General features: G+C 74.1%; 9 protein-coding genes. 3 read left to right on the top strand and 6 right to left on the bottom strand.

Going from position 1 to position 12881, the window contains the following annotated elements; translation table 11 throughout:
- Positions 1-2 precede the first annotated feature (2 nt).
- Positions 3-1943 (top strand): 2-succinyl-5-enolpyruvyl-6-hydroxy-3-cyclohexene-1-carboxylic-acid synthase, encoded by a 1941-nt coding sequence (gene menD, locus DA085_RS16260; protein ID WP_109474025.1) that lies wholly within the window; start codon positions 3-5, stop codon positions 1941-1943.
- A 3-nt stretch (positions 1944-1946) separates the two neighbouring features.
- On the opposite strand, the gene DA085_RS16255 is transcribed toward menD, so the two are convergent.
- The 4 genes from DA085_RS16255 to DA085_RS16240 all read right to left on the bottom strand — a co-directional run bounded on the left by DA085_RS16255 (position 1947) and on the right by DA085_RS16240 (position 8864).
- On the bottom strand, positions 1947-3422 hold the full coding sequence (locus DA085_RS16255) for an APC family permease (protein WP_109474024.1): 1476 nt from the start codon (positions 3420-3422) through the stop codon (positions 1947-1949).
- Between the two features lie 121 nt (positions 3423-3543).
- Positions 3544-5766 (bottom strand): helicase-associated domain-containing protein, encoded by a 2223-nt coding sequence (locus DA085_RS16250; protein ID WP_109474023.1) that lies wholly within the window; start codon positions 5764-5766, stop codon positions 3544-3546.
- A gap of 168 nt (positions 5767-5934) precedes the next feature.
- Positions 5935-7407 (bottom strand): DUF5129 domain-containing protein, encoded by a 1473-nt coding sequence (locus tag DA085_RS16245; RefSeq protein WP_109474022.1) that lies wholly within the window; start codon positions 7405-7407, stop codon positions 5935-5937.
- Positions 7408-7514: 107 nt separating this feature from the next.
- A complete protein-coding gene (locus DA085_RS16240; protein ID WP_109474021.1) occupies positions 7515-8864 on the bottom strand; it encodes a GNAT family N-acetyltransferase in 1350 nt (449 codons plus the stop codon).
- Positions 8865-8949: 85 nt separating this feature from the next.
- Between DA085_RS16240 and DA085_RS16235 the strand changes: the two genes are divergently transcribed.
- Positions 8950-10173 (top strand): MFS transporter, encoded by a 1224-nt coding sequence (locus DA085_RS16235; RefSeq protein WP_154402232.1) that lies wholly within the window; start codon positions 8950-8952, stop codon positions 10171-10173.
- Between the two features lie 15 nt (positions 10174-10188).
- Here the strand turns inward: DA085_RS16235 and DA085_RS16230 are convergent, their stop codons facing one another.
- Complete coding sequence (locus tag DA085_RS16230; RefSeq protein ID WP_237565565.1) at positions 10189-10788, bottom strand: GNAT family N-acetyltransferase; 600 nt, start codon at positions 10786-10788, stop codon at positions 10189-10191.
- A gap of 2 nt (positions 10789-10790) precedes the next feature.
- Positions 10791-12140 carry an isochorismate synthase gene (locus DA085_RS16225; protein WP_109474019.1) on the bottom strand — a complete coding sequence of 450 codons (1350 nt, stop codon included), beginning with the start codon at positions 12138-12140 and terminating at the stop codon, positions 10791-10793.
- A 43-nt stretch (positions 12141-12183) separates the two neighbouring features.
- On the opposite strand from DA085_RS16225, the gene DA085_RS16220 reads away from it, so the two are divergent.
- Positions 12184-12873 (top strand): demethylmenaquinone methyltransferase, encoded by a 690-nt coding sequence (locus tag DA085_RS16220; protein ID WP_109474018.1) that lies wholly within the window; start codon positions 12184-12186, stop codon positions 12871-12873.
- The last annotated feature ends 8 nt before the right edge of the window (positions 12874-12881 follow it).

Raw genomic sequence — 12881 nt, 5'->3', positions numbered from 1 at the left:
CCGTGAACGCCTCGACCGCGCTGGCCCGGGTCCTGGTCGACGAGCTGGTCCGGTGCGGCGTGCGGGAGGTCGTGCTCGCGCCGGGCTCGCGCTCGGCCCCGCTGGCGTATGCCGTGCAGTCGGCCGAGCGGGCCGGCCGCCTGCGGCTCCACGTCCGGGTGGACGAGCGGTCGGCCGGGTTCCTGGCGCTCGGGCTGGCCAAGCTCAGCCGCCGGCCCGCAGTGGTGATCACCACCTCGGGGACCGCGGTCGCCAACCTGCACCCCGCGGTGCTGGAGGCCCACCACGCGGACGTGCCGCTGGTCGTGCTCAGCGCCGACCGGCCGGACGAGCTGCGGGGCACCGGGGCCAACCAGACGACCGTGCAGCCCGGGATCTTCGGGCCGGCCGTCCGCTGGCAGCACGACCTCACCCATTCTTGGGGAGGTTCGGACCGCTCTGAGCGTCTTCTTGGGGAGATTCGGACCGCCCAGACGAGGTGGCGCACCACCGTCGACCGCGCCTGGGCCGCTGCCGTCGGCGCGCTGGGCAGCCCGGGCCCGGTGCACCTCAATGTCGCCTTCCGTGACCCGCTCGCGCCCGACCTGCCTGGGGCGGACCGGGCCGTCTCCGCCGGGCACGCGCCGCCTCCCGACCCGTCCGCGCCCGACGTCGACCCGCTGCCGCCCGAGCTCGCCGGACGCCCGGACGGGCGCCCGTGGACGGAGGTGACCGTGACCGGGACCGGGCTCCCGGCGCCGGTCGGCGCCCTGGCCGACACGGGGCGACAGGTCCCCCCGGCGGAACCGGAGGACCCACCCGCGCACGACGACCCACGGGCGCCGCGCGCGCCGGAGCCGTCCCGGGTGCGGACCCTCATGGTGCTCGGTGACCTGCCCGATCCCGCGCTGACCGAGCAGGCGCTCACCGTGGCGGAGGCGCAGGGCTGGCCCGTCGTCGCCGAGCCCTATGGTGCGGGTGACCGGGCCGCGGTGCTGCCCCACGGCTCGCTGCTGCTGACGGCGTCAGCGTGGCTGGGAGCGCACCTCCCCGAGCGCGTGGTCGTGGTCGGACGGTGCACGCTGAACCGTGAGACCGGTGCCCTGCTGCGCTGGCCGGGGGTCCGGGTCGACGCGGTCACCGCGACCGACGACTGGGCCGACCCCTCCCATGCCGTGGACACCGTGCACCCGTGGTCGGCGCTGGTCACGGGTGCCCTCCGGGGGCAGGATCCGACCTGGGCGCAGGGCTGGCGGGAGGCCGGGCGGGCGATCACCGGGCCCGTGAGCGCCCTGGTGGCGGGCTCGTGGCCGTCCGGTCCGGCCGTGGCCCAGACCGTGCTGCAGACGCTCGGCGAGGCCGACGTGCTGGTGCTCGGCTCCTCCAACGCGGCCCGCGACGTGGACCGGGCCGGCCTGGCCGGACACCGCCTGCTGGTGACCGGCAACCGGGGGCTGGCCGGAATCGACGGCACGCTCGCGACCGCGGTCGGCATCGCGCTGACCCACGGGGCCACGGTCGCGCAGACCCGCGCGACCGACGCCTCCGCCGCGACCGCCCCGGGCCGTGGTCGGACGGTTGGCCTGGTCGGGGACCTCACCTTCCTGCACGACCTCAACGGCCTGCTCATCGGGCCGCTGGAGCCGCGCCCGGACCTGACCCTCGTCGTGGTGAACGACGACGGCGGCGGGATCTTCGGCACCCTCGAGTACGGCGAGCCGGAGCGCGCGGACGACTTCGAGCGGGTCTTCGGCACGCCCACCGGAGCCGACCTGCAGGCCCTCGCCACGGCATACTCCGTGCCGTTCGAACGGGTGAGGACCGCCGCCGCGCTCCGCGACATCCTGGACCAGCCGGCCCGGGGGGTCCGGGTCGTCGAGGTCACCGTGCCCCGCACGGGTCAGCGCCCGCTGCGCGCCGCCCTGACGGAGGGTGTGGCAGAGGTGCTGGCCGAGCTGCCGTGACGGTCAGTCCGCGGTGTCCCGGCGGTGCTCGCCGAGCACCATCCGGTCCATCTCGGCGTCCGTGAGCCCCTCCTGCGCCGACCGGTGCATCAGGTAGAACACCGCGCCGAGGACGACCCACACCGCGAGGGCGACGAGCGACGGGGCCCCCAGTTGGGCGGGGGAGCCGGGGGTCATCAGCAGCAGGAAGAAGCCCACGCCGGTGGCCGTGCCGAGACCACTCATCACCTTCTTGAAGGTCGAGCGGACCCCCTCGGGGTCGCCCGGACGTGCCGGTGAGTCGGACCACCGGAACATGCGGAACGCCGCGAGGCAGGTGTAGGTGTAGGCGATCGTCACGCCGACCGAGCTCATGTCGACGACCCAGACGAGCGCCTCGCGCCCGAACCACGGGGCGATGAGGCAGGCGGCGGTCACGAACCAGATGGCCAGCGCGGGCGTGCCGGTGTCCTTGTGCAGCCGGGCGAAGGCGGGCGGGATGGTGTGCGCGCGGCCCATGGCGAAGAGCAACCTGCTGGCTGAGACGTAGAAGCCGTTGAGGCCGGTGAACACGCCCATGCACAGGCCGAGCGCCAGGACGAGCAGGCCGAGGTTGCCGAACAGGGCGGAGACCGCGTCCGCGGTGCCCCACGCCGGGGCCCCGCCGACCAGCTCCGGCCAGGGGAAGGCGACCGCCGTGGTCAGCACCATGGCGACGTAGATGCCGGCCGCGACCAGGATGGCCATGATGATCAGCCCGAACGCCCGGCTCGGTGCGAAGTCGAACTCCTCCGCGGCCTGCGGGACGTTGTCGAAGCCGACGTAGGCCCACGGCGCGATCGCGACGATGGCCAGGACGGCGGGGAGGGCGCCGGTGCCCTCGGGGAACGCGGGGCTGAGGTTCGACAGCGGCGTGCCCGGGTGCAGCAGGGCACCGAGCAGCAGGAACCCGACGGCACCGAGCATGACCAGGCAGAAGATGAACTGCATCCGGCCCGAGAGCGTGGCGCCGCGGACGTTGAGGACGGCGAAGACCAGGAGGGCCAGGCTGGCCACGACGACCTCGCCGAGGTAGACCTGCCAGCCGGCGACCTCCCACAGCGGCACCCACTCCACCACCCACGGCACCATCCGCCGGAAGATCAGCGCGAAGGCGGAGGCGTTGAGGGCGACGATCGACATGTAGCCCAGGGTGAGGAACCAACCGCAGATGTAGGCGTTCAGCCGCCCGAACGCGGTGTAGGCGTAGGCGTACTCACCGCCGGAGACCGGGAAGGTGCGGATCAGGAACCCGTAGCTGACCGCGATGAGGCACATGAGGGCGCCGCCGAGCAGCAGCCCGATGACCGTCCCCAGCGGTCCGGCGGTGCTCAGCCAGTCGGTCGGCAGCACGAACGCACCCCAGCCGATGGCCGACCCCAGGGCGATCGCCCAGACCCACTGTGGCCTGAGCGAGCGCTTCAGCTCGGTGCGGGTCTCCGGTATCTCGGCTGTGCTCACAGTCGTTCACTTCCGTCGGTCAGAAAAAGAGCCTGGTCGACCGTATGCGGGTCGCGCCGCCTTTGCGAGTCGGCCACGCCCGAGGTGACCAGATGCATACGGAGGCGATGAGCCGGCCCGGTCAGTCGGCGGCGGCGACGCCGGAGATGCGGTGCAGCAGGAAGGTCCGTGGCGCGTCCTGGTCGGCGACCGTGCCGCGCACCCGTCCCTGCTCGACGGCGGTCGGTCGCAGCAGCAGCCGCTGGATGCCGCCGACCTCGTCCGCATAGCCGATCCAGACGGGTAGGCGCTCGGCCGCGGCCTCCCTCAGCATCGCGGAGGTGACCACGGGGTCGGTCGGCGCGGGCAGGCCGTTGCCGCCGCGGGGCCGGTTGGACTCGCCGCTGATCATCGTGGCGACGATCCGGGCTGCGGTCTCCGCGTCGACGGTGCTCACCCGGGTGGGCGCCATGGCCCGTCGCGTGGCCCGGTGGTCCTGGAGCGACACCAGCGTCAGGCCGCCGTCCTCCCCCTCGGGGACGGGGCCGTACCGGCCCTCGCGCAGGACGTCCAGGACCGTCGTCGCCGGCACGGGGCTGACCAGCACCGTCGGCGCGACGCGCCGCAGCTGCAGCAGCCCGAGATCGCGGTCGGCCAGGACCCGGTCCAGCAGCGCGGTGTCGTCCGAGCGCACGTAGGAGCCCACCGAACCGACCCGGGCGACCCCGTGCCTGCGGGCGACGTCGCGGACCAGGTACTCCAACGGCTGGGGCACGCCGGTGCGGCTGATCGCGGAGACCTCGCTGAGGACGCGGTCGGCGGACCACCCCAGGTCGAGCGCGCGGCGGATGCCGTCCTCGGTGATCCGGTGGACGGTGGCGCCCCCTCGGGACTCCACCTGACCGAGGAGCCGCATCACGGAGCGCGCCGGGCCGTCCAGGCGGCCGGGGGCGACGGCGGTCAGGTCCGCCTGCACCAGCACGTGCTCGACGGCCTCGGGGATGTGATCGCTCATCACCCGGCCGGCGTGTGCCGTGTCCCCGCTCAGGACGCCGCCGGCGGCGCTGGCGAGGGCGCCCCGACCGGTAAGGCCCGCCCACTCCGCCTCGCGCACGACCGTCTCCACACCGGGGTCGGGGGAGCGGCTCAGCCGGATCGGGTGGTGCCAGCGCAGCAGCTCGACCAGCCGGTCGGCGGTGGGGGCGGTGCCCGCCGGCAGTGTCGCAAGCACGGCCAGGGTGTCGTTGCGACGCTGCCGACCGTAGGGCCAGGACGTCTGTGGGCTGAGGGCGTTGACCCGGCCCGTGCCGTCGGGGGACCCGACCAGGGAGGGGGCTGCCGGCATACCGAGCCAGGCGCCGGCCAGGACGGACCACCGCTCCCCTGCAGGTCGCTCGGCCCAGTCGTCGGACTCCCCTGTCGGCATCCAGGCGGGCTCGCGCGACTCGTCCGCCGCGACCAGGCCGGCGGCTTGCAGCACCTCCACGAGCCAGGCGGTCTCGGCCGTCGTGGCCTCCAGCAGGGTTGCGGCACGGGACAGGTCGCGCACCGCCAGGCCACCGGTCCGCAGGACGCGCGGAGGGCGCGTGCCCCACTCGTCGAGCAGCTCAGCGGTCTGCTCGAGCAGCTGTGCGGCGCGGCCACCGGCCGTGGCATCGACCAGGTCGGTGTCGAGCAAGCGGTCGTCGCCGACCGGCGGTGACAGCTCCGGTCGGCGGTGCACGAGGCCGCAGCGCAGGCGGAGAGCCACCTGGCGGGGGAGCAGCACGTGGCTCTCGTCGGTGCGTCGCAGCAGGCGTCGCTCGAGCAGGTGCTGCCCGGCCTCCCACACCCCCCGGTCACCGCTGCCGCCGGAGGGCAGCACACCCACCGGCGGTCCCCACGTCAGGGCGTCCAGGATCGCCCGGGCCCGCCCGTCCAGGTCCTCGAGTGCCTCGGTGAGGCGGTCACCGGTGGGAGCGTCCTCCGTCTCGGGCCCCAGCCCGGCAGGAGCCCCGATCACCTCCTGCACCGTGCGCGCGGCGCGGTAGCCCTCCGGGCTCCGCCAGCACAGGGCCAGGTCTGCGAGACGGTCGACGAGCTCACCGACCCGCGGTGAGCGCGCTGGCTCCCCGAGGGCGGCCGCGATCGCCGTCACCGGGGCCGCGCCGAGGACGCAGATCACCTCGAGGGTCTGCAGGTGCGCCAGGTCCAGGCTGTCGAGCGCCCGCTGCACGCTGGCTCGCGTGGTGGCACGCGCCGCGAGGGTGGTCAGGTCCGCCGGGGTGGGTCGGGCCAGGTCCGGTCGGCGCACCAGCAGCGCGACCAGCTCTTCCGGTGAGCGTCCGCGCAGGTCGTCGGCGAGGCTCCGGGCACGGGTGGGCACCCGACTACGGTAGCCGCCGCAGGTCCGCCTGCCGCTATCGCGATCTCGGTCCCCACCGTGCCGCCTCCGAGACCTCGTGTGTCAGGCAGCGAGGGGGCCGGACCCAGGACCCTGACATCCAGGCGAGCGGGCGCGGGCGTGCGCGAGTCGCGCCGGCAGTGTCCTGCCTCAAAAGCGTGACGAGCTCCCTGCGCCGCTGAAGCTCCCGCCGCTGCTGCTGTAGCCGGACGTGGACCCCCCGGAGGACGCGGACCGGGCCTGCGCCACCTCCTGGGTCCCCGTGGAGTAGCCACTGGTGAAGGAGTTGATGCTGATCCAGGTCCAGGTGCGGTCGGTCGTGCTCAGGATGGTCGGCTCGGCGCGGGCCCGCTCCCGCCGGAAGGCGTCCTCCATGCTCTCCCGCTCCGACTCGTCCTCGCTGTACTCGCGGGCCACCGCCCCGGCGAGGGCGTCCAGGTGACCGCTCAGCGTGTCCCGCACGGCGCGCAACGCGTCCAGCGCGTCGTCGGGACTGGTCGCCCCGCTCGCCAGGTCACCCCGCAGCTGGTCGAGGTCCGCCAGGGCCTGCGAGGCGAACTCGCGCAGCGGCTGTGCCGCGTCCAGGCCGCGCACCTCCTCGTCCAGGGTCGAGGTGAGGAGTGGCTCCACGCCCTCCAGGTCCTCGCGCAGCGTGGCGACCTGTCGCTCCCAGGCCTCCGGCCAGGCGCGGTCGAGGTTGAGGAGCGCGGCGGTGTCGGCGATGACGTCGTCGAGCTCATCCAGCTCTTCCCCCGCGCCCTGGTACTCCGTGAGCACGGCCAGCGTCTCGGTCCTGTCGTAGGCGTTGGCCGGGATCGCGCGGGCGCGGTTGCCCAGCTCGGTCAGCTCACGGAAGGAACGTGTGTACTCCTGGTAGCGACCGAGCATCGCCCCGCCGTAGCGCGACTGCTCGGGGATGAGGTGGGCATGCACCTGCGTCTCCTCGTAGTCACGGACCACGTTGGCCATCGCGCGGTCCCCGGCCGCCCGCGCCGCGCGACTGCGGTCCCTCCTGCGCAGCCCGACGAACAGGTAGGCACCCGAGCCGGCCAGCGTGGCGGCCGAGAGACCGATGGCGCCGTTGACCCCTGCCCCGGACCGCGCGAACGGGCGGTTCATCCGCTCGGCGGCGGTCTCGATGCCGGCGATCGAGCCCTCGGTCCACCGGCCGCTGCGGAAGTCGTCCTTGGTGGCGTCCTGGATGTCCAGCTGGTTCTGCTCGCTGACCGCGCGGTTCTCCCCGAAGTAGGTGCCGACGAGTCGGCCCTCTGGATCGACGCCGAGGATGAACAGGTCATCGGCCCACTTCTGGCCGTTGCTGCTCAGCCAGTCGGTGCGGGTCTCGCGGGCGAAGGCGAGCGTCGCGTCGTTGAGCGCGTAGTCGTCGGTCAGCGCCTCCGCACCGCCCCGGTGGGTGAACACCGCCACGGTGGTGGGCTCGTAGAACTCGAGCCGCTCCACTGCGGCCCGCAGCTCGGGGGCGTAGAGGATCTGCGCCGTGTCCTCGACCTGGAGCACGGTGGCCGGGTGCTCGGGGCCCTGCGCGGCAAAGAGCCCGATCCCCGTCCCCACGACCCCGATGCTGGCCAGCCCTCCGATCAGTGCCCATTGCCGGATCGACATCCCGCCCTCCTCATGCCCGTTCCCCTGGTGTCACCCTGGCGCCGGATAGCACCCACTCCCCGAGCGGTCCCACTCTAGACAAGCGGTCGGAGCGTGCCGGCGGCTCCTCAGAAGTTGATGGCCGCGATGGGCTCCACGTCGCCGCGCATGGCACGCGACAGCTCGGCGGCGGCACCCGGCCGCAGCTCGGTCACCGCGCCGGCGGCTGCCTGCGCCGCGATCGGGCGCGACCCCAGGTAGGCGGCACCCAGCGCGGCGACCGGCAGCCGTAGGTCGGGCTCGTCGTCGGTCGGCACGCAACGCCCCACACCGTCCGCACCGGCCGTCAACCTCCAGCGTCGCTCGTTCCACGGACACACCGGGTCCACGACGTCCAGCACCACGTCCACGGCCTGGGCGTAGCCGCGGGCCGTCATCGCCTTGTCGACGTCCACGAGGCGAACCCACAGCGAGTCCCCGGACCGCAGCCTGGTCTGCCGCGGACCACCGGCCCACCACAGCAGCGGGTCGTCGATGCCCCGGCCGTGTACGGTGACCGTGGAGGTCAGGTCGAAGTCGACGAGCCGTTGTGCCAGCGCCAGCAGCGAGGCGGGGTCCACGGCCCCGATCTCGCGGACCGTCACCTCGCCACCGGGCAGGTTGTGCTCCCACTTCGAGCTCCGCCGGAAGAGCGCGTAGCCGGTCAGCTCGTCGCCCCGCGTGGCGAACATCGCCTGCAGTGGCTCCTTGTTCCCCCGCGCGGTGGGGTGGTCACGGAACCAGACGCGGGCCATGCTGTCGGTCCGGGTCACCGCGCCGAGCGTGTGGTCCGCCGCGCCCAGGTGGGCGCGCTGGATGACCTCCATCGCCTCAGGGGTGCCTGCAGGCACGAAGTGCGTGCCGACCTGCCGCGCCGCCTCCTCCAGCGCGGGGCCCGCACTGAGGTCCGCGCCCCGACCGAGGGTCAGGGTGACGTCGAGCGAGGCGGCGCCGTAGCCGAACCGGCCGTAGATCCCGGGCTCGGCCGCCTGGAGCCCGGCGACGGCCTCGCCATGGTCGTGCGCCGTGCCGAGGTGCTCGGTCATCATCTGCCGCAGGATCCCGCGCCGGCGGGCATCGGGGTGCACGCCCACCCAGGTGAGGCCGTTCATCGGGAGCCGGGCCAGCGTCCCCTTCGGCCCCGGCGCCGTCACCGCCATCGCCCAGGAGGCGTACATGCCCGCGAGCGGCGCGCCGGCTGCGGCCGCTGCCCCGAGCCGGGGCGCCGGGGAGGTCAGCTCGGCCCCGCGCGTCCGCTCGAAGTCGAGCTCCGCCAGGTTGTCCTCGACGCTGACGCCGGGTGCGATCTCGAACCAGACCAGGTGCTCCAGGGCCATGATCCGGTCCGCGTCGGCAGGGATCAGCGCGACCATGGTGGCCTGCGTCGTGGACTGTGCCGGGCCGGGTTCGGGCAGAGTGGCACCAGGGTCATTGCTCATCGGGCCAGTGTCACGCCCGAGGACGTCTGTGGGCCAGCGGTTATCGGACAGTCACCCGACGCGCGGGTGAAGGACAGGAGACCAGGTGGAGCACGCCCCCAACCCTCCCGGTGGGACACGCTCGGGGACGGCGGGCCGTCCGGCGACGACGTCGCGCGCGGGCTCGCCCGCTGCGGTTGCTGTGGTGTTCGGGGCGGCCGGGTTCGCCATGGCACAGACCCTCGCCCGCGTCCCCGCGCTGCGGGACAGCGTCGGAGCCTCCCAGGCCGAGCTCGGGATCGCCCTGGTGGGAGGCGGGCTCGGGTCCCTGCTGGCGATGCCGCACACCGCCCGCCTCGTCGACCGGTTCGGCAACCGCGCGGTCACCGCGGCAGCGCTCGCGCTGGCCTGCCTCGGTTGGGGGAGCCTCGTGCTCGCGCCGGACGTCTGGGTCCTGCTGGGGCTGTTCGTCCTGGCAGGGGCACCGGTCGGGCTCTGGGACGTGTCGATGAACATCCAGGGCTACCGCGTCGAGCAGCTCCGGGCCCGGACGCTCATGCCCTATCTGCACGCCGCCTTCTCCGGCGGAGCCGTCCTCGGGGCCGGCGTCGGGGCGCTCGCGGCGTGGCAGGGTGTGGGGCTGGTGCAGGTGCCCGTCGGGGCCCTCCTGGCCCTGGTGATCGGGATCGTCGCGGTGCGGGCGTTCGTCCCGGTGGAGCAGCACGACGACGCAACGGCTCCCCGGCCGCCGGGGAGCGTGGCTTCAGAGGGCCGGGACCGGCCACGCACCCTCACCCGGCTGGAGGTGCTCATCGGGCTGGTCTGCCTCGGCGCAGCCCTGGCCGAGGGAGCCGCCAACGACTGGCTGGCCCTGCTGCTCGTCGACGTGCACGGTGCCCCCGAGAGCTTCGGCGCGCTGGCCTACATGGCGTTCAACGTGACCATGATGGTCGGCCGGCTCCTGGGCGGTCCGGCGACCAGACGCTGGGGCCGCGACGGGTTGGCCCGCGCCGGGGGCCTGCTCGCCGCCGTCGGCATCCTCCTGGTCACGCTGGTGCCGTCGCTGCCGGTCGCGGTGGTCGGCGGCCTGCTCTGGGGTCTGGGTGTGTCCACGATCTTCCCGGCCGCGATGTCGGCAGCGGGGGAGGTGCCCGGTCGCGGGAACCGGGCGATCGGGGTGGTGAGCACGATCGCCTATGGCGCGTTCCTGTTCGGTGCGCCAACGATCGGGCTGCTGGCCGAGGTGTTCGGGCTGGATCGGGCGCTGTGGGTCGTGGTCGGCTTCCTGGTCCTCATGGTGGCGATCGCCGGCTCCCTGCGCCGCCGGTGACGGGGCGGCAGTCGCTCAGCGCGGACCGAGGTCGATCCAGTAGCGCCGCTTCGCGGCCTCGCCCGGGTCGCCGGGCCGGATGTCCTCCAGGACGCCACCGCAGGCCTCGATGGTGCCGATCGAGCCCAGGTTGTCGTCGTCGCAGGTGACCAGCGCCCGGTCGAGCCCCAGGCCGCGCAGCATCTCCAGTGACTGGCGCAGGATCTCGGTGGCGTGTCCCCGCCGGCGGCGCCCCGGACGCACGCCGTAGCCCACGTGACCGCCGACGGCGAGCAGGAAGTCGTTGAGCTCGTGCCGGACCGAGACCCGGCCCACGAGGTCGTCTCCCACGACCGCGAGGAGGAACGTCGCCGGCACCCGCCCCGCGGGCAGACCGGTGCCGGCACGCTCACGGGCGATCCGCGCGAGCCACTCGGCCCAGCACTCACCGTCCTGCATCAGCAGGAAGTCGAAGCCGTCGTCCGCCAGCTCTGCCTGGGCACGCCGTGCCTCGGCCTCGTCACCGACCGTGGGAGCGCGCAGGACCAGTCCACCTGAGGGGTCCGGTCCGATCCTCCCCGAGAAGGTGCTGGAGGCGGTCCGATCCTCCCTATTTTTGGGTTGGGGGCGGGGCACCGTCAGGACCCCAGCCCGAGGGCGTGGCGCATGGCCGCGAGCTTCACCTCGGTCTCGGCGAGCTCGGCCTGCGGGTCGGAGGCGGCGACGATGCCACCGCCGGCGAAGAGCCGCATCGACCGGCCACCGGGCGCCAGCTGCCCGCAGCGCAGCGCGATGCCCCAGTCACCGTCACCCGAGGCGTCGAGCCAGCCGACCGGACCGGCATACCGCCCGCGGTCCATGCCCTCCAGCTCGGCGATCAGCCGCGCCGCGTCCTCGGACGGCGTGCCGCACACCGCCGCCGACGGGTGCAGGGCCGCGGCCAGGTCCAGCGAGGTCGCGTCGTCGGTCGCCTCGCCGCTCAGGTCCGTCGCGAGGTGGTAGACGTCGGGCAGCTCGAGCACGAACGGCTTCTCAGGCACCTCGAGGCTCGCGCAGTGCGGGGCCAGGGCGTCGGCGACCGAGTGGACCGCGTAGGCGTGCTCCTCCAGCTCCTTGGCGTCCGACACCAGGTGCAGGCGGGGGTCGCTGGAGTGCGGCTCCTCCAGCTCGGGGTGGGCCTCCGTGACCGACGGTGCCGGGGTCCGGTCGCGGCGCACCGTGCCCGCCAGGACCCGCGAGCGGACCCGGCCGTGCTGCAGCCGCACGAGCATCTCCGGGGTGGCACCGATGAGGCCGTCGACAGCGAAGGTCCACGTGGCGGCGTAGCGCTGTGCCAGTCGGCGCAGCAGGAGCACGGGGTCGATCGGTGTCGGGGACGAGGCGACGACGTCGCGGGCCAGGACCACCTTGCTGACCTCCCCTCCCTCGATCCGGCTGATGGCCGAGGCGATGAGCGCGGGCCAGTCCTCGGGTGCGACCGCACCGGGACGCAGCCGTATGCCGTCAGCCGGGTCAGCGGTCCCGTCCGGCAGGTGCGGGCCGGCGGGGGAGACCGGTCCGGTCGCCGCGATGGGCGTGCTGGACGGGTCGACCGGCTCGATGCTGGTCACCCAGGCGCGGCCGTCCCGCTGCCCGGCGATGACGCGGGGCACGACGAGTCCGCCGCCGTCGGGGGACGCGGGGGAGAAGGCGAAGGACCCGAAGGCGACCAGGCCGGTCCCGGGCAGGTCGACCTCGTCGAGCACCTCGGCCCCGGCCACGACGTCCTCCCACCAGCGGACGGCCGCGTCGAAGCGGTCGGGACCACCCGTCATACCGAGGTCGCCGCTCGAGGCCGCTCGCCCCCAGCCGACCAGGCCGTCGCCCTCACGCACCCAGCTGACCACGGTGGTCGGGTCGGCGTCGGGTGGGAGCAGGTCGAAGAGGTCCGGCACCGGCGGCGCCTCGAGGGTGCGGGCGCGCAGGCGGGGAAGGACAGGGACGGTCACGGCAGGTCAGCCTATGCCGTGCCGGGATGGGAGGATGACGGGCATGAGTCGCGCGAGTCTGGACAAGGCCCCCCACGAGGTCGCCGAGATGTTCGACGGGGTGGCCGGTCGCTACGACCTGACCAACGACGTGCTGTCCCTCGGCCAGGACCGGCTCTGGCGCCGTGCGGTGGTCCGGGCCGTCGCCGCGCGCCCCGGTGAGCGGGTCCTGGACATCGCCGCCGGCACCGGCACCAGCAGCGAGCCGTTCGCCGACGCCGGTGTCGACGTCGTGCCCGCCGACTTCTCGCTGGGCATGCTGCGCCAGGGCAACCGGCGCCGACCCGACCTGGCCTTCACCGCCGCGGACGCGCTGGCGCTGCCGTTCGCGGACGGCTCGTTCGACGTGGTGACGATGTCCTTCGGCCTGCGCAACGTCGCCGACACCGGGGTCGCCCTCGAGGAGTTCCACCGGGTGACCAGGCCCGGCGGGCGCCTGGTCGTCTGCGAGTTCAGCACCCCGACCTTCGCCCCGTTCCGCACGGTCTACCAGGAGTACCTCATGCGGGCGCTGCCCGTCGTGGCCCGGCGGGTCAGCAGCAACCCCGACTCCTACGTCTACCTCGCCGAGTCCATCCAGGCCTGGCCCGACCAGGAGGGCCTGGCACGGCAGGTCCGTGCCGCCGGGTGGAGCGGGGTGCGTTGGCGCAACCTGTCGGGCGGGATCGTCGCGCTGCACCACGCGGTGCGCTAGCCGGGGGC

Origin of the sequence: Ornithinimicrobium cavernae (assembly GCF_003121625.1) — a bacterium.
Classification (GTDB): domain Bacteria; phylum Actinomycetota; class Actinomycetes; order Actinomycetales; family Dermatophilaceae; genus Ornithinicoccus; species Ornithinicoccus cavernae.
This window is presented reverse-complemented; position numbering and strand designations above follow the sequence as displayed.

What these genes read in the sequence shown, in the direction of transcription:
- DA085_RS16220 (WP_109474018.1), top strand. Translation starts at nt 12,184, where the DNA reads ATGAGTCGCGCGAGTCTGGACAAGGCCCCCCACGAGGTCGCCGAGATG.
- DA085_RS16240 (WP_109474021.1), bottom strand. Translation starts at nt 8,864, where the DNA reads ATGAGCAATGACCCTGGTGCCACTCTGCCCGAACCCGGCCCGGCACAG.
- DA085_RS16245 (WP_109474022.1), bottom strand. Translation starts at nt 7,407, where the DNA reads ATGTCGATCCGGCAATGGGCACTGATCGGAGGGCTGGCCAGCATCGGG.